Raw genomic sequence first — 20,848 nt, 5'->3', positions numbered from 1 at the left:
ACCTATATAGCGCAAGAAAATGTTTCCATAGAAACACGTTAATTATACAAGATTCTACATACATTTCACACTGAAATTTTAGTAATAATTTTATTTTTTAACAATGAAAAAACATATGAAATGTCTAGAATTCTTCGGATGATGTATTGAGTTCAAAATATGATAATAGGCGCCCGCTATAATCAACTTCATGAGTATATATAAACCCTAGATTTCGTAAAAGTTTTTTCGAGTTCTCATTTGCTACTTTTACTCTAGCAATTATTCTTTTTACATTCATCATCTCTTTTGCATATTGAATGGAAGCCTTTGCTGCTTCTGACGCATATCCATTTCCCCAATATTCCGGATCAAGTAAATACATAATTTCTATTTCACCTGTTTCATCTATTTTTCTTAAACCACAATGTCCTAAAAGCTCTCCTGTATTTCTATTAACTAACAACCATACCCCGAAACCATACTGTTCCCAATGTGATATTAGTTGCATAATATAGTCCTTTACTTCTTCCTTTGACATTCCCTTTGATTTAGCAAGCCATTTGCCAACAGCCTCTTCTTTTACTATGCTATAAAATTGATCAACATCTTCTATAATGGGCTTTCTCATGAATAACCTTTTTGTATGCATTACTTTCTTTTCTTCAAACATAAAACTTCATTCCCCTCCAAAATTTTATACAGACTAGTAAATTATACCATGTACTATTTACCCGACTTTAACTAAAAAACAGACTACCACAAACGTGGAGTCTGTTTTCTCATCCTTTATTTTTGTACATCTGCCCACTTTAAACTTGTTGCTGGTCCAAATTGATGTACGTATAAATCTTTCACATATGGCTTTTGTAAGTAAGATAATCCACGCTGGAATACTGGAGCAATTACCGCATCATCCAGCAACATCTTTTCAGCATCTTGCAATGCTTTCCAACGAGTTTTTTCATCATTACCTAATTCTGTTTTAATCTTCTTAATTAACGCATCATATTCTGGATTTGCATATTCAGTATTGTTCACACTGCTTCCAGAAAGGAATACTTCTAAATATGTCATTGGATCTGGATAATCTGGTAGCCAACGTGATAATGACATTTCATATTCTTTCTTCTTCTCTAGCGCTAGCTTTTGCGTATGTGGTTGTAATTTTACATTTACCTTTAAGCCTGGTAAGTTTTTCTCTAGCTGTTCTTTAATGTATTCTCCTACTTTCTTAAAGTTTTCTAAATCATAGTTTAATAACTCAAGCGTTACTTCATTTATACCAGTCTCTTGCTTCGCCTTTTCCCAATATTCTTTCGCCTGTTTTACATCCGTTTTATTAAACTCACCTGCTGTACTTCTAAAATCTTTGTTATCTGGACCTTTTAAAAATCCTTTTGGCACGTAATAGTTTGCAGCAACCGAACCATCATTTAAAAACGAAGTCGCAAGTCCTTTCTTATCAAACACTGTACTTAGTGCAAGACGTGCATTTTTATTTTTAAGAATCGGCACATTTTCATTAAATCGGAAGAAGTACATAACTGGATCTGTATATTGTTTTAGCTCTTTATTATTTTTATATTTATCTACGAATTCTGTAGAAATGACAGCTCTATCAACTTTATCTGTTTCATATAAATTTACCGCAGTTGAAATTTCTTTAACAATTTGATAGTTTACTTCATCTAACTTCACTTCTTTTTTATCCCAATACTTATCGTTTTTCTTCATTGTAAAGCTCGCTTCATGCTTCCAATCAGATAGTGTAAAAGGCCCATTATATACCGTTTTATTTGCTTCTAATCCGTATTTATTACCTTGTTCTTTCGCATATTTTTCGTTAATCGGATAGAATGATGGTAAAATAAGTAATTTCGTAAAATACGGTACAGGATGTTCCAACTCTACAACGAACGTTTTATCATCCTTCGCTTTTACTCCTAATTCCTCTAACCCTAGTTGTTTTTTATTTATTTTCTCCGCATTTTTCACATCGTACGCAATGTATGCATATTGAGAAGCAGTATCCGGATTAATAAGCTGCTTCCAAGCATATACGTAATCTTGCGCTGTTACTGGATCTCCGTTAGACCATTTCGCATCACGTAAGTGGAATGTATATGTTTTTCCATCTTTGCTCACTTCATATTTTTGTGCGCCAGCTTCAATCACTTCATCATTTTTCGATAAGCGGAATAATCCTTCCATTACGTTATTTAAAACGTTAAATGATACTGCATCTGTTACTTTCCCTGAATGTAATGACGGAATTTCACCCGTTTCTAGTAACTGTAATACTTTCTTCTCATCTTTCGGCTTTGTCGTTGTTTTTTCTTTTGCGCAGCCAACTAAAATTGAAGAAACTAACAGAGTACTAACTAATGAGTAACGAACAACTTTTTTCATTTGAAAACCTCCCTCTATTTTTTAAGGTAAGTAACGACGCGCACCAGCGTATTCTTCTATATATCCTGGTGTATTTAGTGATATAATCTCTACCGATCTTTCAGCTCTTGGTGAGTGAATCATATTTCCATCACCAATATACATAGCAACGTGATGAACACTACCTTTCCCTTGATCATGTGCGAAGAAAATTAAATCTCCTTTTTGTAAATGTTCTTTATCCACTGCAATTCCATTTCTCGATTGCGGTCCAGAATCTCGCGGAATGGTAATACCGTGCGATTTATAAATTGTATGTGTAAATCCAGAACAATCAAATCCGAAGCCACTTGTACCAGCCCAAATGTACGGTAATCCTAAAAACATTTTCCCTGTGTTTATTAAATCATCGGCCGCCGGGGTTGGAATATCATTTTGAGAACGGTAAACCGTTCCATCATTTTTTCGTAGCCAAGCTTTCTGTCCATTTGGTAACAACACGCGATATGAAATTGTATCTTCACTTAGTAGCGGCAGTCGCGTATTATAGCTCACTTCAAGCGATTTATGTTTTTCAGAAGGATTTATATATAAAATTGCTGTCGGTTTCGTTACTAATACGAAAGGTTCATTTGTTTTATCTGCAAATTCTTGATTATAAGTTAACTGTTTTTCAGGCATCCACCCTGGGTAACCTTCCTCATTTCGTGGTGTTGGCTGACCATGGACTAACACTTTCACCCAGTCCCCTTTTTTATCAACAACCGTTACTTCTTGACCTAATAGCGCTTGCGTTTCTAATTTATTTGCGTTTGTTAACCAAAGTTTTTCATCAAGCGTCATCGATTTCGTCCACTTCCACAAATCAACTGGATTTGTAGCGCTTGGTACATCAATTGGCCGTAATGAATCAGGTGCAGTCCAAAGTGTTGCGGCAGACACATCGATAAACGCCTTACTATCTTTCTTCTCTTCAGCATGTGCTGATGTAAACGATGAAAATATAAATAAAGTTGTTAAAAATGCAGTTCCTACTTTTTTCATACATATCCCCCTTAAAAGATAGTTTACTAGTCTCTTCTCCTAAGATTTACTATTCACTGTCGATTGAAGGTTTACCTTTGATCCAGAATAAGTCATTCCTTCTGGTTCTTCCATTAACCAAAGCGGTGCATCAAGATCGAAGTAATGAATATTAGGATGGGCAGCTGCTAAATGGGCTACAGCACTAACAGAAAGTGAGGATTCCATCATACTTCCGACCATACATTTTACACCAGCTGTTTCTGCAATATCAGCAATACGCCAAGCTTCACGTATACCACCGCATTTCATTAATTTAATATTGAGCAAGTCTGCATATCCTCCTTGAACGATTTTCAATGCATCACCCGCTGAAAATATGCTTTCATCTGCCATAATAGGCGTTTGTACATGATCTTTGACGTACTTTAAACCATCCAAATCTTTCGCATGAACAGGTTGTTCAATAAATTCAATATTTAAATGACGATTTTCCATCTCTTTAATGATAGAAACTGCCTCTTTTGGATTCCAACCTTGATTTGCATCTAATCGTAACGTCGTATTTTTTGGTACGCTATTTCGAATCGCTTCAATACGTTCTAAATCTAAAGGGGCAGATTTCCCCACTTTAATTTTCAAAGTTTGAAATCCTTTTTCTACATGTTGCTTTGCCTCTTTCGCCATAATGAACGGTTCATCTACACTTACAGTAATATCTGTGTGAATTTCTTTTTTTCCACCTAATAATGCGTAAAGTGGAACGTTATGATATTGACAATACACATCATATAAAGCCATATCTACCGCCGCTTTTGCACTTGGATTTCCAATACAACTCATTTGAATGTGCTGTAGTAACTGCTGAAACTGAGTAATATCTTGACCAATTAAACTTGAACGCATCGGCCCTAAAATTGCTTCTTCAATCCCACTAGCGAAATCCCCCGTAATAACTGGTGTTGCAGCTGCAGCACCCTTGCCAACAATTCCTTCATCTGTATGAATATATACGTCTATACTTTCTATTTCGGTTACAGTACGAAGCGCCGTTTTAAACGGTGTATGCAGATTTACACGTCTACGATTTACTTTTACATCAGTAATTTTCATTTTGTTCATCCTTTCGTTTTCTTGCAAAATAGAACCTTAATTCTCAATGATTTTGGATCAATACATCTCCTCTTTTGCCTACTTTTCATGTGGAAGGTTAATGGGAAATAAAAAAATCCAGCCATAAGAAGATTCTTACGGCTGGATTTTGTCTAGGAATGTGTAGACAAAGCAGCGATTTGATTATATTTTTTCTGTGCATCTTTTAATGCTACAAGTAGTGCTTTTTGAGACGAACCGAAATAACGATCTTTTATTTCCATTACTAATTCGGGGTCATTAATATTTTTATGTAGAAATAAATATTTAACGAATTGAGATGTTAATGCAATTGTCGCTGAGCAATCTGCATCTACAATTTCCCCAGTCTCCTTAACAAGTACAAACGCTACAAAATAGCTTTTAAACTTTTCGGTAATGGGATTATTTTGAGGTGCTTTCGCATCCCCTACGACATAAATTGTATTTGAAGCGTACACAGCTCTCTTCCTTTCTAATACGGGATAACGGTTTTCTTAATAGTCGTATGAGTGATAAACTCAACATGGATTAAAAAATGTATCCGCTTACCTTGTATTATAATACAATTGACAGAATTTTAACAACATTTATTTTCGTATATATTCCATAAGTACAAAAACAGCTCGAGCTCTTCATTTTTACAATATGTAATTGTTTCTTGTACCATGACATTCATACATGAAAAAACAGCTAGCTATTGCTAACTGTTCTATTACACTACTTCGGCAACACAAATATAGTTTCATTTGATTTAGAAAATTGATATTCTTTTCTCGCAAACTTTAAAATTTCTTCTTCATCGTCTGTTAAATTTTCTATGTTAGTCTTTAAAGAAGCCTTATCTCTCTTTAAAGAAAGCAATTGTTTTTTTTGGTTCGTTATTGTATCTTTTTTTTCTACAATTATTTCTTGTTGTTTCGTTAAAATAAATTGAACGTACAAAGTAGCCGCCGCAATAAATATAAACATGAATATAAATCGCCTTAGTTTTTTCTTATTAATTGCTCGATTCTCATTAGACTGTGATAGTTGTTCTTGTATATTAGGAACATTTATTCGCTTGAGTTTCCTCATTATGAAATCCCCCTAACACATATATTTTCACTACCATCGGCATGATTTCTTATTAACTTTAATTCTATTCTTATAAAATAAGCTCCTTCACAAAAATATCTCACTAATTAACCAATTAAAGATAGCATTCGACGACATTTCCATATTTATATTGCACTTTTTTATGTATACTGGCATAAAATAGTAGTTTCTGTTATTCTTTTTCTACTATTGTAGAAGAGTTTTTTTACATACAAATTTCTCCTTGTTTTAACATGATTACAAGGAGAAAAGAAATGCATTGTCGTATATTTGATAAAACCAGAATGACTATTTAAGAGCTTAAGTTTAGAGCATAGATCATACCTATATACACTTAAAATAAGAAAAAAGCCCAATTTGGGCTTTTTTAATTTTGTAAATCAATATCATATTCCATACTTTTTGCCGTATCCTCAGCAACCTCCACACCTAACAAATTTTTCACAATATGAAATGACATGTTAATACCAGCTGAAATACCTGCCGATGTAATGATGTGCCCTTCATCTACAAATTTCACATTCTCCATTACTTCTACATTCGGAAAATCTTTTTTGAACGTTTGAATACTAGCCCAGTGCGTTGTGGCTTTTAAGCCATCCAGTAAACCAGCTTTCGCAAGTAATAACGCTCCAGTACAAACTGAAGTCATTAGTTTTACTTCTTTCATTTGCTGACGAATCCAATTGATTATAATATCATTTTTCACTTCATTTTCCCGAACGCCTTTACCACCTGGAATAAGTAAAATATCAACTGGTGGTAAATCTTCAATACTATAATCCGGCTGTACCTTTAATCCGTTTCTTGCTGTAATCATTTCTCCATTTTGGCTAACTGTATAAACAGTAAATGGTTTTTCTTCATCCGCTTCGGTTACAGAAAAAACTTCAAATGGCCCTGCAAAGTCTAACACTTCTACATCATCAAATAAAAATATACCTACACTCCATTTATTCATCATATGTTCACTTCCTGGTGCAAATAATGTAAAAGGTGCTCATGTCCTTTTTCTAAAGCAATATCATAGGCTGTTTTTCCATCATTTTTCTCAATCATCTTATTAGCTCCATTTTTAAGAAGCAATACGATAATTTCTTCATTCCCTAATAATGCTGCTTCGTGGAGACCCGTCCAACCACCACTTTGTATAACATTTACATCTGATCCTTTTTCAATTAAGAAAGCAACAAGCTCAATTTGCTTATTCGCTATTGCCGCTTGTAAAGGTGTATTTTCATTTTCGTTTTTTGCTCTAATATGTATATCTGCACCACTTTCTAAAAGAAAACTCGCTATCTCTTTTTGTCCAAAATAAGCCGCTAAATGAAGTAGCGTCCACCCATCTTCACTAAATTCATTAACTGCACTTGGATTCGTCTTTATAAACTCCACCACTTTTTCCTTATTACCACTTATAACAGCTTGTGTTATTGATTGTAAAATCTCCATAATAATCTCCCATCATTCAAAATATTTAATTACACTCTTCTATATGTTCTATTGATTATTATATTTTCCTCTTAAAATAACAGTTTACATAACAATATTATCTATCGTATTTCTATCTTTTATTTTAAAATATCAAAATATTTCGTTAAAATATCAATAATCATGTTTTATAAGGAGGAGAAATTATGTTACAAGTAATGCCTTTAAATAGTGAAGACTATAATTTAATTATAGCTGCTGAAAAAGTAATCGAAAAAAACTATAAATATGGTCGTCATCATATCGGTTCAGCTGTACGAACTAAAACGGGTAATATTTATGCAGCAGTGCATGTTGAAGCAAATGTTGGAAGAATAACAGTATGTGGTGAAGCCATGGCAATAGGAAAATCTATTTCCGAAGGTGATCATGAATTTGATACCATTGTAGCAGTTGCACACCCACACCCTCATGAAGATATAGAAAAATGTTGGGTTGTTGCTCCATGTGGGATGTGTCGAGAATTAATAAGTGATTACGGAAAAAATACGAATGTTATACTTTCTTATAATGGTGAACTTGTAAAATGTAACGTAATGGAATTATTACCTGAAAAGTATACAAGTGAAGTAGAATAATCATTCCTGTTTTCCATTCATTAAATAATATTATTCCAATAAAAAACAATCCATTTTAAAAACGGATTATTTTTTTATTTCTGTTTTTTGCAGTTTATTTTATTTTTCTATTTTCAATAACGATAGAATTACATTAATAAAAATGAAATTGAAATATGCAAGCGAACCTTGTCCTGTATTTTTCATTTGAAAACCAAAATAGAATTTACCCTTACATTCAAAAAACATTAATATGAGATCTCTAAAATGAGGAATCTTATCATACCAATCTATAACAATTCTGTCTTCTTCCCTTGCCTGTTTCCTTTAGTACATATGATTTTAAAACTAGTGCTGTTAATGAATCCGTTAATGTTTTATATGATAAATTAGATAATGCTAATAGATCGTTCGTATATAACATTCTATGCTTCTCTAATAATAATAGTACTAATCGTTCAGACGGTTTTAATGCCTCATCACTTTCTAGTATAAAGTCGATATTTTTCATTTCTCTAATTATTACTCCTTATATAAAAAAATACTTACACAACTAATTTAATATAAAAATAATACACAACAAAATCTGAAATATATTAAAATAACATTGTTTTGAAACACTATTATACTATAACATAGAAAAAGCATTTCCCGAAATAGGAAATGCTTTTTCTATATTACTTATAGGTTTCTTCTCAATTAACTCCTTAAATATTTCTTGCGATATGCGGCTTACTGTAATGACTTGTTCCACCGCCACCTACTACTACTTTACCGCCTTTTTCAAAAATTAATAATTTACTTGAACCATCTGCAAGAAGTACTGTTACTTCAGCATTGTTACTTGTTGCTACATAAATTACATAACCACTTTTTGATATACACGTTTCCCAATTCGCATCAAATTCTGATCTTACTACACGATTTGAATACACTTGATTCTCAATTCTATCTTGTTCTACGTTCTCCAAATTTATCCCCCTACTTCTCCAAAATAACATTTATAGAAAAATAACAGTTCTATTTAAAATAGTGACTGTCTCTAATATAAATATCATATGTAGTTAATAGAAAGATGCTTGGACGATGAAAACGAAATAGCATGTAAGTAATATACGATTAAAACAAGGCAATCGATATTATGTCGATCGCCTTGTTTTCTTAAGTAGTTCTTTATTTTTCTTTTCGCACGGCTTCAAAAGTAAACATTTGATTAGCATTTGACGGTTCTTTTTCATAAACATAATCAGCAGAACAAGTAATGTTAGAGAAACCTATACTTTCTAACAGAAGTTTAAACTCTTCTATTCCATACCAGCGCATCGCAAAGCGTTGTAGTTCTGTTTGTACTAACTGTCCTTTACTCCATTTTTCATATTTTAAATATGATAGAGTAACTTGGTTCAGCCAATCTATTTCAATTGATTTATTTTCTAATGTAATTCCGTCTCCGCTCGGCAAAGAAAAAGTCGATGTATGAATTTCTCCAGTCTTCCAGTCATGGGGAAGCATAATATCTACGATTAATCGCCCGCCTGGATTAAGATGTTCATAAAAACATTTCAATACGTTTATAGAATCCACACGATTTTCAATTAAACAAAAAGATCCAGTAGGAATGATAATTGCCTCGTATTTATGTGGCAGTGAAAATTGTTGTAAGCTTCCTTCATATAAATTAGGATGTAAGTTTCTCTCTTTACATCGCACGCGGCACGATTCTAGCATTTCAGGTGAATAATCTATCCCATCTACTTTAAATCCAGCCTCTAAAAGTGGAATGATGACGCGCCCTGATCCTACCGCTGCTTCGAGAATTCTTCCAGTGCAAGTTTTTAAACGTTCTTCGTAATACTCAATATCACCATTTAAAGAATAACCGACAGGCTTTGTGAAATCATAAAGTTCCGTGCAAAGTGTACTATAAAAACTAAACATTTATTTTCTCCTCCGTTTTTTACGTACGGAAGATTTTAATTCAATTAATCTTCCTGTACCTTTACTTTTAATGAAAATTCGAAAGAGCTGACTGTCATAATATATCACTCGCTTTCCATACAATATAATCATATTATATAACATTTCCTTGTGAATGAAAATTCAGAATTTTACCAAGAGGAGCCTATGATGAATTCATTCATTATATTTCTTTTACTTCTTATTGCTTTTAATGCTGTAATTTTCTTTATTGCAAAGAAGTATAGACGAATATGGAAAATTACAAGTGGCATTTTCATTCTTTCTTCCCCCATCGTTTTCTTTGCCACTTTGCATGTAATTGGTGAAAAAGTAGGAGATGGATTCGCTGGAGGTTTTGCTGGGCTTACATTTAGTGGCCTATTGATCATAAATGCAATTTTTTTATTTATTGTAAGCCTTTTTGTATCTACCAATAAACATTCACATTAAACTCCCCCTTTCAAAATGTAAAGAGCTTACTTTGTAGTAAGCTCTTTATCCATAACTATTTATTTCACAATTGGCAATGTCACTTCACTTAATTTCACTGTAAGCTTCGTGCCCGCTTTTGGTCTAATTGTATAATCATAATCACTTGCAATTAAAACAACTCCAATTTGATGCCCAGCTTTAAAGACATAATCATCTGGCTGCATGTCCCATGTAAATGTATAATCTTTGCCCGGTTGAATCGCTGTTGAAGTTTCTATACTCTTTAAGTTTTGTGGATCCATCCAGCCTCGTGTTACGATTTCCGGCTTCGTTCCTCCATAGTCAACAAGTAATGCTGTTAAATTTGATACAGATCGATCAATATTTCCTGTAATTGAAATCTTTGGCGTACCACTTATACGCGTATCTTTTGGCAGTACAGGCATTGTATACACTAATCGATTGGCTACTTCTAATTCTGGGTTTGCTACTAATTCGTTTGATTTCATTTTTGCATCATCTTCGAATGAAAACACCTTATTAACAGCCCCCATGCTCAATGGTAAATTAACTGCTTTGTTACTTAAATACATCCGAATTTTTGACGGTACAGCTGCTGGATCTGGCCAATTTTTTAATTTTTCCCATGTTTTATTTTCACGTTGTACATCAACCATTGGTTCATTCATAATGCCATTTTCAATTCCATATAGCCAGTAATCAAACCATTTATTTTGTGTTTTTTGCCAGTCATTCGTTGATGTCCCACCGTGTCCACCTTGATGTAACCACATTTTACGAGGGACACCATTCTCTCCAAGCGCTTCCCACCACTGTGCAAACTGCTTCGTCTTTACATTCCAATCATTTAAACCATGAACAACAAATACACTCGCTTTTACGTTTTTAGCATCTTTTACATAATTACGTTTATCCCAAAAATTATTATAATTACCAGTTTTCCGGTCCTGTCCTGCTGTTAACTCTTTTATTACTTGTCCACAAACTTCAGGATTTTCTCTTGTTAGTACTGCTTCTGCCATATTATCTGTATCTTCTCCTTGGTATCCACCTGGCGCAATGACTGCACCGTTTGCACGATAATAATCATACCAACTACTAATCGCTGCAATTGGTATAATTGTTTTTAACCCTTCAACGCCTGTCGTTGCAACAGCATTCGGTAACGTACCATTATAAGAGACTCCAGTCATACCTACATTTCCTGTTGACCAATCGGCTTTAACTTCCTCACCATTTTCTGTATATGCTTTCGCACGTCCATTTACCCAATCAATGACAGATTTCGTCCCCAATATTTCTTGTTCGTCCCCAGTAGTCGGACATCCATCTGATTTTCCAGTTCCAATACTTTCACCTAAAATGACTGCATAGCCTCTTGGTACATAATAATTTCCGTATGAACCAAGATTAACAGCTCCATACGGTTTGCCTTCATACGCATACAATTCTTCATCTACATTATATACAGGAACGTCTTTTAAACCCGCTCGATATGGACTCATTTCATATATAACAGGAACTTTCACATTTGGATCAGTTTTTGGACGCATAACTTTTACTGATACTCGATCTTTTTTTCCATCTCGATCACTATCTACTTCCGTTTCTACAAATAAATTTTCAACAATCGCTTCATCAAGCGAGTAAATCGGTTTTGTCATCCCATTCTCTAATTCAATCTTCGTGTTTGAACGTAACGCTTCTGAGATTTTTCCATTTAATTTAACGTCATTCTTATTTATGTAGTTTGTGTCTTTATTGTCCGCATACGCAGTCATACTAGAAACACCTGATGCAATTGATAAAGATAATATTGCTGATAGTGTAGCTATTTTCTTTTTCCCCATACTCTTTCCTCCCCATATATTTCTCCTTTTACTATACAACAAAATTACTGAAAATTCAGTTAATACTTCATACAACCACTTGAGAAATTTGCAGAACACTCTTCCAACGATTTTTTGAAGTTATTTATTCTCGTTTACTACTCACATATAATCAATTAGAAGCATCGCCTATTAATAGACGATGCTTCTAATCGTATTAAATTATTCATTCTTCATAGTTATATAAAACCGTATTTCTCCCTCTATAGTAGATACACCATAGTCAAAACCATGCCTTTCTAAAATACTTTTCACGATTGCTAAACCTAGTCCTGTACCTGAATGGTCTTTACTACGAGAAGATTCTAAGACGTAAAAAGGCTCCCAAATTTTATCGATATCTTTCATTTGTTCACCATTCATACCATTTTGAATTTGAAAATATACACTTTCATTTCGATCTTCTAAAGTAATTTTTATATTTTGATTTGTTGTATATTTTATCGCATTGGAAATTAAATTTTGTAATACCATACTCATTTTATTTACATCTGCATAAATAATTGCATCGCCAACATTATAATTCACATGCAAATCAATTTCTTTTGAATCCAGTTCAATCTTATGCTTATCTATAATACTTTGGAGTAGTGATTTAATAGAGAATTCTTCTTTTTGCAAAACATCTCTTTCCAATTTAGAAAATCGTAATAATTCTTCAATTAAATTTGATATTTGATCTGTTTGTTTAATGATTGTATCTATGTACATACCATCATCTAGACCATCTTTTATTCCCATAGAATATGCTTTTACTAGTGCTATTGGTGTTTTTAATTCATGCGTCACATCACCCATAAATCGTTTTAAATGTTCATTTCGATCTGTTAAATCTTCATGGGCTTCATGTAGTTTTTCACTCATGATATTAATACTAGTGGCTAAGTCTCCTATTTCATCATTCGTTTTCACTTTTGTCTTTTTAAACTTTAAACGTGAAATATCTTCTGCGACATCACTTAATTCTTTCAGTGGTGTCGTAATTGCTTTTGACAATATCCATACAAGTACAATAATAAGTAAAATCGTCATACCTAAAATGAATAAATACAATGCGTTTAACGTTTTTATTATTTCATTCGAATGTGCGATAGAAACCCCTACTAAAATCAACATATCGTTTTTCGCAATATATTTCACAAAAAAACTAGATTTGGTTTTCTCTTGATCATATATTTTATTCAATTGTCCGAAGTTCTTTACTTTTATTATTTCACCTTTTGTAATCCAAAGTTTATTAAGGGCAACTCTTTTCCTTGTAAGTTGCAAGCGTAACTCATCATTAATATGATCTTCCGAATTGTTAATTGATGTATACGCAATCGTAACAGTTCCTTTATTTTCAATGCTAGAAATTGCTTCATCTATTTGTTCGCTCGGTATGGACTGTATTTGTGCTGTAATACCTTTTAAACTTTCTCGTGTTTTGTAAATATTATATTTCGGTAAAAGATAGTTAATTAATAATAAAGAAATCGTAAAAATAAGAATAACAGTTAAAGAAATGCTGAGAAATAGTTTTTTTCCAAGTTTATTCACTCTGTTCCTCCAAACTATATCCTAGCCCACGGTGCGTCTTTATAATATTTTCTCCAACTTTTTTTCGTAATCTCCTTACATGTGTATCAACAGTTCGCTCTTCTCCAAAATAGTCAAATCCCCATACGATATCTAACAATTTTTTACGAGTTAAAATCATGCCTTTATGATTTAAAAAACACTTTATTAATTCTAGCTCTGTTTTTGTAATATCTAACTCTTTGTCATTTTTATAAACTTTATTTTTCGTAAAATCAATTTTCAAATCTTGAACTTGAATGACATCATCGTGTTGTATTAGCTTTTTCGCTCGAGTAATGAGTACGCCTGGATGAAATGGTTTTTTTACGTATTCATCTGCTCCGCTTTGAAGCGCTGCTAATTCATCTTCACTTTCACTTTTCGCCGTAAGCATTAATACTTTTACGCTTGAATTCTTTTTTATTTCTTGACAGACAGTAATGCCACTATGTTTCGGCATCATCCAATCTAAAATAGCTAAATCAATTTTCTCATCATAAAATATTTGAAGTGCTTCCTCTCCATCTTTCGCTAATAACACTTCAAAGCCTTCTTTTTCAAAATAAGCTTTTAAAATCCTTAACATATCTTGTTCATCATCTGCAATTAATACTTTCATGAATGATCCTCCATTACTTTTAAACAAAAACCAACTGTATTATACAACTTCTTTGTTACATAAATGTGACAGAAAAATATTTGAACTTTTTAAGGGTATAGTAAAGACGAGGTGTTGTATTATGATTAAAAAAATTGGGGTCATTACTCTTCTTTGTTTCTTATTATCGACAAACGTGTTCGCAAATAGTAATCAACAAATTGAAGTATTTGATTGCAAAAAAGAAATGGTCGTTCAAAAACAATCTTTAGATTCAGCTATTCAAAAAGAAGCTGTTCAATATGCTAAATCTATTACTAGCCCGTTCAAAAACTTAAATGTCGTTCCAAAAGATGGTCACATGATAAAAATCCCTCTATCTAAACCAGTTTCGATTACAAATCAATGGCTACAAACTACAATTGATGAAGTACTTATTCTTCTACCACTTAACGAAAAACCTTATATTATGCTTTACGATGATGAAAACAACCCGCATTTTTATTATGTGAAAGGTGATCCGAAGGGATTATTGAAAGAAATGAACGTTGAACATAATTGACTAGAAAAAAGAGACTTCATAAGCTTATGTTTCGAAGCTGAGGTCTCTTTTTTACTCATATAATACTTTATAATGACTAGATCCTTTAAATAATTCCCCTTTCACAAATCCATTTGCAGTATAAAATGCATCGCCTTGCTTTGTATCTGTATGTAAAACAACTACTTTAAAATTCTTTTCCGCATAAGATAATAGTTGGTTTAATAACAACTTCCCTAGCCCTATACGACGATAATTCTTTAAAATATAAAATCTCCTTAATCGGCCAATCTTATTATTTTCTGTATAAGGATCCTCATTCAACCCTCCTATTCCAATTAACTTTTCCCCTTGAAAAATACCATATAAACATTCACCAGTTTTATTAAATGTGTTTATTTTATTTTCATATTCACTTATTAGTTTTATTAGGAAATTAAATCCTTCTTCTTTGCTTTCTTGAACAAGGTAATTGTGTTCGTATAACATTAAATCTTCAATTTGTTGAATATGTATATCTTTCAAATAAATTCCTCCTTAATATGAAAATACATAAAATGCTCAAGAACTATTTATTCTGAGCATTTTTATGGTTGTTACTTCATTCAATTTGTGTCATGCGTATTTTGCACTTCAGATGTAAATCGATAATATAATTGTTTAATTGCTATACGTTTAAAACTATTTGTACTCAAATATGATGAAATATTATATTAGTTTATTCTCAAACAGACCCAAGATAAATTATACTTCGTTAATTGATATGTTTGTGTAACCACTGTTGAAATATCTTTAACTGTTCTGCAGTATGAAAGTAATGTTCACCCGTCTCCATGACTTCTAATTCACAACGATGTTTTTTTGTAAAATCATTAATAATTTTAAATTCGCACAGTTCATCCTTGGCCCCGTACATAATATATGTATCTGTATTCCATGTATTAATAGGATGTTCTTTTACATAACATAAATAATCCCAATATAACTTTTGACCAATCGGTGTCTCTATAGTCATTTCTTTTTGCAAAAGCTCTGGTGTTACATTAAACCATTTCATCATATTTTCGATAATTCGTTCCATATTAACTACTGGTGATAAAAATAACGCCTTTTCTATCACATCATTTTGATAAGCTAAAAGGCTAAAATACGCACCTATACTACATGCAAACACACTTACTTCTTTCCAATGTTCTTTTGCGTAATTCATAATTATAGATAATTCACTAGCACAAACCTGTACTTTGCAAGGGGTATTATCATTTGTTCTTTCTCCATGCTCAGGTAAATCAAAGCTTAATACTTGATAGCCTTTTTGATTAGCTTCTTCAGCTAATATTTGAATAACTGTATCTTCCTTATTTGATATATTTCCATGTACTGCAATAAAAATCTTCTCACTCTTATCTCCCCATAAAACTACAGGAATGTTACTAATTTTAAAATTATTTTTAAGCATATTCCCTCCATAGAATGAGACATATAGGACTTGGTAAAAAACGCACACACTTTATAATCCAATTCAAACTATTACTAATTTATCACAAATGAATTATACTATCTCTCTACCTCTTTATTGCAGAGTCTACTTTGTATTTAACATTCAGAAGCCACAAGTATTTTTTTGGGTTCCCTATTGAGCTAATCTATTCCGTTAGTAGAAAGAGGATTATTAAATAACTTTATTATCTCTGTACAGCAGGTAATATCCCCTTCAACTCCATTAAATCATCTATTACTATATCCGCCTGAACAAGTTCATCTTCTTGTGCAAAATCAAAATTACATCCAACCGCAATCAAGCCATTTTCTTTAGCTGCATGTATATCAGATAAACGATCCCCAACTACGGCTGCTTCTTTTATATCATATTTGTTCAAAATACTTTTTACTAAGTCGCTTTTATTAAGCGATTTTATTTGTTCAATACTAAATGTTTCAGTAACCCATTGGTCTAAAGCATAATAAGATACGATTGCTCGTAAATATTCAGTTAAACCATTACTTGCAATATAAATTGAACAATTATTTTCTTTTATATATGTAAAAATCTCTTTTACATTCGGATATAAAGCACCTTTTCCACTCTTAATGTTTTCAATTAATCTTTCTAAAAAATATGCATCTGTTTGTTCTCTTACTTCAAGAGAATGATTCGGTAGTAACACTTCCCAAACTTTCGGTAACGGCACGCCCATAATTTCACGGTACTTATCAATAGGTGTTACCGTATCCCATAATTTTAATGAACGTAAATGATCAAAAGTATCATCTAACGATAATTCTAAAATTTTATCTGTTTGAAATAACGTTCCGTCCATATCAAAAATGAATGCTTGTAACATTTCATTCCCTCCTTTTGAACTATAAGTTTTACTCGATATATTTTTCAACATCTCAACGATAATTTCTGAACAATAGTTTGCGGCCGTTTTCGCGAAGTCATCATAAGAAATTTGTGCTTCATCGTCTGCACTGTCAGAAATACATCGTATTACGAGAAACGGTACTTCATTTATGTAGGCAACATGTCCAATTGCTGCACCTTCCATCTCTGTACAATGCGGTGCATATTCATCTATTAATTTCGCTTTTAGTTTTGAATCTTCAACAAAACATTCACCGCTTACGATTCTTCCTTCATGAACCCCAATATGTAAACTACTACTATTGCATGCAGTACGTGCTAACTCCATTAATTTCTTACTTGCGTGAAATTCCTCTTGGAACGGGAATAAGTTTTTCATTTGAGTCTTACTTACATCATGATGGGTTACGTTAGTTGAAATGACTACATCTCCAACTTTTACATCTGGATGTAGCCCGCCAGCAACACCCGTATTAATGATAGCATCTACATCAAATTTATGAATTAACGTTTGCGTACATGCGGCTGCATTTACTTTCCCTACACCACATCTTGTAACAATCACTTCCATTCCCATGAATTCTCCAACGTAAAAAGGCATCCCCGCAATTGTCTGTTTCTCTTGTATAGCTAGTTTTTCTAAAAGTAAGTCTATTTCAATTTGCATTGCTCCGATAATGCCGATTCTGTTCATGTATGTTGTCCCCTTTTTTTCTTATAAATCTGCCAATATATTATGTAATGCACCGTAATTTTCAGCTATCCAATTCATTTCATTCGCAAAACGTGAAGGTGGTACACTATGCTGATCCATATTGGCATGAATCCACCAAGTACTCTCCATGTACCAAAGCATTTGAATTGCCCGAACAATATTCCCTACTGGAAAGTCTAATTCATTGCGGTACCCCGCTAAGAATGATGCAACAAGACTCTTATTTAAACCCCCATCATGTAAGGTACAAGATATAACCGCACGCCCAATATCCAATTCTACATAATCATAATCTATACGATCAAAATCTAGAATTGCTGAGACTTTATCGTTATGGAATAAGAAATTATCTACCCATAGATCGCGTATCGTTCTTTATTATATTGCTTTCATACAAAGTTCCCTACATCCGTTTCGAGTTTCCACTTCAAGTTTAACCAACCACGATGAATTGGAATTACTTTTTGTATTTGAAATTCAAATAAAGATTCGCACTCTACTTGCAGCTCTTGTAATATCATATTAGCTTTTTCATTAGATAACGACTCTATCATCTTTTTTCCTTTCTTAACTTGCTGTTCCTTTCATCCTCTCTACCATAACTGAAATTAAAAATTTTGGAAGTACAAGTTGTCTCTTAAATCTTTTCGGCTGTGAAAGTAACCTATATAGCCATTCAGTTCCAGTATCCCTCATAATTTTTGGTGCTCTTTTTACAGTACCAGATAATATATCGATCATACCACCAATACCAATAGATAGTGGAACGTTTAATGTTTGTATGTTTTCATAGATGAATTCTTCTTGTTTTGGTGAACCTAGTCCTACTAGCAATAAGTGCGGCTTGAATTTCTTTATTTTCATTTTTACTTCTTCTATTTCCTCACCATTTACAAATCCATGCTGTCCTTTAAACTGTGCTCCTGGGAACTGCTCATTTAATTTTACTAATGCCTTTTTATTACTTTCTGGTGCAGCTCCAAAAAGAAAGACACGGTATCGATTATCGTTACAATATTTTATTAAATCGTGAGTGATATCTGCCCCAGTGACGCGTTCTTTCAGCGTTCCTTTTAATATTTTCGAGCCAATTATGACACCAATTCCATCCGCTGTTATTAAATCCGCAAATAGTAACATCTTTTTAAACTGTTTAGATTTAGCCGTATTTTCCTTTGCAGACATAACAATTTCAGGATTTGCAGTTACTACAAATCTTGGTTTCTCTTGTTGTTCATACAGCCAACCTTTTAATAAACTTATAGCTTTTGCATATTCTAAAGTTGAAAAAGGTATTCCCTTTATAAGTTGGTGATCCACTATACTCTCTCCCTACATAAGCCTCAAATATTCATCAATATCTTTAGAAATTTGTCTAAAAGCTTTATCCCAAAATACATAGCTCGTTATATCTGTTTCAAAATGTTTTTTCATCAGTTCTTCCACTGGAGCTTTTCCTGTTTCTCGTAAAAACTCTTTATATTTCAAGTGAAAAGTACTTTTACTTTCTTGAGCTATTTCTAATAAACTAAAACTAACTAAATAGCCAAATGTGTATGGATAATTATAAAAAGGAACATCTGCTATATAAAATTGAATATATTTCACCCAAACAAACGGCTGATATTCTAATAATGCATTCCCGTATGCTTTTTCTTGCGCTGCTATAGATAATTTCTCAATTTCATCAGCACTTAAAGGACTTTCTTTACATTTCTCATAAAAGTTCTTCTCAAATTCGAACGATGCTCGAATTGCCATTACATAATTCAAACAGTTTCTTATTTTCCAGCTAAGCAATGACTTTTTCATATCTATACTATCTGTTGTTTGAATTAAATAATTTATAAGCACCGTTTCAAAGAAAATAGATGCTGATTCAGCTGTACTCATTGGCAAATAATCATCTAAAAAAGAAGAGGATTGTTCAAAACTCATATTATAAAAATGCCAAGCATGTCCTAGTTCGTGGGCAAGTACTCTTACACTATCGATACTTCCGTCGTAACGCATAGAGATTCGTGATTCTTTCTCACTGAAAAAAGGTGCACAAAATCCACCTGGTGGTTTACTTTCTCTCGGCTCTGCATCTACCCAACCACTTTCTATCGCATGACGTGCAAATTCTGCTAATTCTTCATCTATATTTTTTAAAGCATCGTATATGTTTTGTACTGCTACTGAAAAAGGAATAATAACCTCATTATTCTCCTTTACTGTCATAAGTTCATGCCATGTAATCGAAGCTTTGCCTTTCTTATACACATTTAAAGCACTAACTAATTTATCTAGATTTTCTTCTGTCGCATTCCATATTTGTAATAATACAGTTTCTGATATACCATTCGCATGAAGAGACCCTGCTAAAATCTCTCTATCTTCTAATTCATTACCCTTCGTATTACGCAATCTTCCTATTTGATTTAATACAGTAGCAAAAATTTCTTTCTCCTTATGTAAAGCACATGTTAATGACTCGAATACTTCTAGTCTTTCCTTTTCATTATCACTATTCATTGCAACATGATTTGCTTGTCCAAATGATAATTGCTTATTATTGTGCTCTATTTCTATCCTATTCCTTAATTGTATGTACATATTTTCCCACGCATTTAGTTCATCTTTTACTAGCCTAGTATTATCGGTAATTTCCATCTCACTTTGCTGTATGACTTGCTGCACTTCACTTTTTACTTCCTTTACTTTCACAGTCAATCTAGTGTTATCCAATGCAACACTTTCTTCAGCCGATCGACAGTACAAATAGTATTCTGCTTTTTCAATAGCTTGTATAAGTTTTGAAAGAATATCTATATCTTTTGTTACAAAATATTGTTCTTTCAACTCCAATATTGGTACTAGAATATCCCCCTTTGAATACAATCGATCTAAATCCCACGTAGCAATTTCATTCATTTTTATAGCCGCCTCCTATTTTTACAAATAGTTACAGATATTCTCCCTACACAATTATATGTCAACACCCCGCCACTTAACACCCTTACGGGTCGTTTGAAGTGGGGGCTTGCGTCTGTCGGAGTTCGACAGTGCTTCTACCCTCATAGAGAGCAACTACGCTTATTCCTACCCAGTAG

The 20,848-nt window shown here is 32.9% G+C and carries 22 protein-coding genes and 1 pseudogene; 3 read left to right on the top strand and 20 right to left on the bottom strand.

Annotated features, from left to right (window positions below):
- Positions 1 to 124 precede the first annotated feature (124 nt).
- From MR083_RS02590 to MR083_RS02555, 8 genes are all read right to left on the bottom strand, one after another.
- A complete protein-coding gene (locus MR083_RS02590) occupies positions 125 to 652 on the bottom strand; it encodes a GNAT family N-acetyltransferase (protein WP_000461352.1) in 528 nt (175 codons plus the stop codon).
- 116 nt (positions 653 to 768) lie between these two features.
- Positions 769 to 2,391, bottom strand: coding sequence for a peptide ABC transporter substrate-binding protein (locus MR083_RS02585; protein WP_242268445.1), 1,623 nt, complete (start codon positions 2,389 to 2,391; stop codon positions 769 to 771).
- A 21-nt stretch (positions 2,392 to 2,412) separates the two neighbouring features.
- Positions 2,413 to 3,414, bottom strand: coding sequence for a C40 family peptidase (locus tag MR083_RS02580; RefSeq protein WP_242268443.1), 1,002 nt, complete (start codon positions 3,412 to 3,414; stop codon positions 2,413 to 2,415).
- Between the two features lie 39 nt (positions 3,415 to 3,453).
- Entirely contained in the window at positions 3,454 to 4,515 is a 1,062-nt protein-coding gene (locus tag MR083_RS02575) for a dipeptide epimerase (protein WP_041184676.1), read from the bottom strand.
- Positions 4,516 to 4,658: 143 nt separating this feature from the next.
- Positions 4,659 to 4,985, bottom strand: a complete 327-nt coding sequence (locus tag MR083_RS02570) for a DUF3870 domain-containing protein (RefSeq protein WP_000271328.1) — start codon at positions 4,983 to 4,985, stop codon at positions 4,659 to 4,661.
- 259 nt (positions 4,986 to 5,244) lie between these two features.
- Positions 5,245 to 5,601 carry an FtsB family cell division protein gene (locus MR083_RS02565; RefSeq protein WP_242268441.1) on the bottom strand — a complete coding sequence of 119 codons (357 nt, stop codon included), beginning with the start codon at positions 5,599 to 5,601 and terminating at the stop codon, positions 5,245 to 5,247.
- A 388-nt stretch (positions 5,602 to 5,989) separates the two neighbouring features.
- Entirely contained in the window at positions 5,990 to 6,586 is a 597-nt protein-coding gene (locus MR083_RS02560) for a DJ-1/PfpI family protein (protein ID WP_242268439.1), read from the bottom strand.
- Positions 6,583 to 7,074, bottom strand: coding sequence for an ankyrin repeat domain-containing protein (locus tag MR083_RS02555; RefSeq protein ID WP_016717726.1), 492 nt, complete (start codon positions 7,072 to 7,074; stop codon positions 6,583 to 6,585). Before MR083_RS02555 ends, MR083_RS02560 begins: the two co-directional genes overlap by 4 nt.
- 185 nt (positions 7,075 to 7,259) lie before the next feature.
- Here MR083_RS02555 and MR083_RS02550 point away from each other — a divergent pair, with 185 nt between their 5' ends.
- The gene (locus MR083_RS02550; RefSeq protein ID WP_242268436.1) at positions 7,260 to 7,691 is read left to right on the top strand and encodes a cytidine deaminase; all 432 of its coding nucleotides are present in this window, start codon (positions 7,260 to 7,262) and stop codon (positions 7,689 to 7,691) included.
- A gap of 259 nt (positions 7,692 to 7,950) precedes the next feature.
- On the opposite strand, the gene MR083_RS02545 is transcribed toward MR083_RS02550, so the two are convergent.
- The 3 genes from MR083_RS02545 to MR083_RS02535 all read right to left on the bottom strand — a co-directional run bounded on the left by MR083_RS02545 (position 7,951) and on the right by MR083_RS02535 (position 9,608).
- On the bottom strand, positions 7,951 to 8,181 hold the full coding sequence (locus MR083_RS02545) for a hypothetical protein (protein ID WP_000789031.1): 231 nt from the start codon (positions 8,179 to 8,181) through the stop codon (positions 7,951 to 7,953).
- Positions 8,182 to 8,377: 196 nt separating this feature from the next.
- Positions 8,378 to 8,641, bottom strand: coding sequence for a hypothetical protein (locus MR083_RS02540; protein ID WP_000432426.1), 264 nt, complete (start codon positions 8,639 to 8,641; stop codon positions 8,378 to 8,380).
- Between the two features lie 202 nt (positions 8,642 to 8,843).
- Positions 8,844 to 9,608 (bottom strand): class I SAM-dependent methyltransferase, encoded by a 765-nt coding sequence (locus MR083_RS02535; RefSeq protein WP_000490891.1) that lies wholly within the window; start codon positions 9,606 to 9,608, stop codon positions 8,844 to 8,846.
- A 189-nt stretch (positions 9,609 to 9,797) separates the two neighbouring features.
- On the opposite strand from MR083_RS02535, the gene MR083_RS02530 reads away from it, so the two are divergent.
- Positions 9,798 to 10,079 carry a hypothetical protein gene (locus MR083_RS02530; protein WP_011040419.1) on the top strand — a complete coding sequence of 94 codons (282 nt, stop codon included), beginning with the start codon at positions 9,798 to 9,800 and terminating at the stop codon, positions 10,077 to 10,079.
- A gap of 59 nt (positions 10,080 to 10,138) precedes the next feature.
- Here MR083_RS02530 and MR083_RS02525 read toward each other — a convergent pair whose 3' ends face one another.
- The 3 genes from MR083_RS02525 to MR083_RS02515 form a co-directional block, all read right to left on the bottom strand.
- Complete coding sequence (locus MR083_RS02525) at positions 10,139 to 11,932, bottom strand: Xaa-Pro dipeptidyl-peptidase (RefSeq protein ID WP_242268434.1); 1,794 nt, start codon at positions 11,930 to 11,932, stop codon at positions 10,139 to 10,141.
- A gap of 201 nt (positions 11,933 to 12,133) precedes the next feature.
- Positions 12,134 to 13,510 (bottom strand): sensor histidine kinase, encoded by a 1,377-nt coding sequence (locus MR083_RS02520; protein WP_242268432.1) that lies wholly within the window; start codon positions 13,508 to 13,510, stop codon positions 12,134 to 12,136.
- Positions 13,503 to 14,150 (bottom strand): response regulator transcription factor, encoded by a 648-nt coding sequence (locus MR083_RS02515; RefSeq protein WP_000865980.1) that lies wholly within the window; start codon positions 14,148 to 14,150, stop codon positions 13,503 to 13,505. The genes MR083_RS02520 and MR083_RS02515 overlap by 8 nt, the downstream gene beginning before the upstream one ends.
- 121 nt (positions 14,151 to 14,271) lie before the next feature.
- Between MR083_RS02515 and MR083_RS02510 the strand changes: the two genes are divergently transcribed.
- A complete protein-coding gene (locus tag MR083_RS02510; RefSeq protein ID WP_242268431.1) occupies positions 14,272 to 14,691 on the top strand; it encodes a hypothetical protein in 420 nt (139 codons plus the stop codon).
- Between the two features lie 51 nt (positions 14,692 to 14,742).
- Here MR083_RS02510 and MR083_RS02505 read toward each other — a convergent pair whose 3' ends face one another.
- The 6 genes and pseudogenes from MR083_RS02505 to MR083_RS02480 all read right to left on the bottom strand — a co-directional run bounded on the left by MR083_RS02505 (position 14,743) and on the right by MR083_RS02480 (position 20,669).
- Positions 14,743 to 15,195 (bottom strand): GNAT family N-acetyltransferase, encoded by a 453-nt coding sequence (locus MR083_RS02505; protein WP_000651674.1) that lies wholly within the window; start codon positions 15,193 to 15,195, stop codon positions 14,743 to 14,745.
- Positions 15,196 to 15,424: 229 nt separating this feature from the next.
- A complete protein-coding gene (locus tag MR083_RS02500) occupies positions 15,425 to 16,129 on the bottom strand; it encodes an alpha/beta hydrolase (protein ID WP_000916871.1) in 705 nt (234 codons plus the stop codon).
- A 226-nt stretch (positions 16,130 to 16,355) separates the two neighbouring features.
- On the bottom strand, positions 16,356 to 17,732 hold the full coding sequence (locus MR083_RS02495; protein ID WP_242268429.1) for a 5'-methylthioadenosine/adenosylhomocysteine nucleosidase: 1,377 nt from the start codon (positions 17,730 to 17,732) through the stop codon (positions 16,356 to 16,358).
- Between the two features lie 21 nt (positions 17,733 to 17,753).
- Positions 17,754 to 18,307 (bottom strand): annotated as a pseudogene (locus MR083_RS02490) (phosphotransferase).
- Positions 18,308 to 18,320: 13 nt separating this feature from the next.
- On the bottom strand, positions 18,321 to 19,073 hold the full coding sequence (locus MR083_RS02485; protein WP_046647368.1) for a WecB/TagA/CpsF family glycosyltransferase: 753 nt from the start codon (positions 19,071 to 19,073) through the stop codon (positions 18,321 to 18,323).
- Between the two features lie 12 nt (positions 19,074 to 19,085).
- Positions 19,086 to 20,669 (bottom strand): M3 family metallopeptidase, encoded by a 1,584-nt coding sequence (locus MR083_RS02480; protein WP_242268427.1) that lies wholly within the window; start codon positions 20,667 to 20,669, stop codon positions 19,086 to 19,088.
- Between the last annotated feature and the right edge of the window lie 179 nt (positions 20,670 to 20,848).

The organism is Bacillus cereus group sp. BfR-BA-01408 (genome assembly GCF_022663305.1).
Taxonomy (GTDB): Bacteria; Bacillota; Bacilli; order Bacillales; family Bacillaceae_G; genus Bacillus_A; species Bacillus_A pacificus.
The sequence above is the reverse complement of the archived record's forward strand: the minus strand, read 5'-3'. Positions and strand labels throughout refer to the sequence as shown.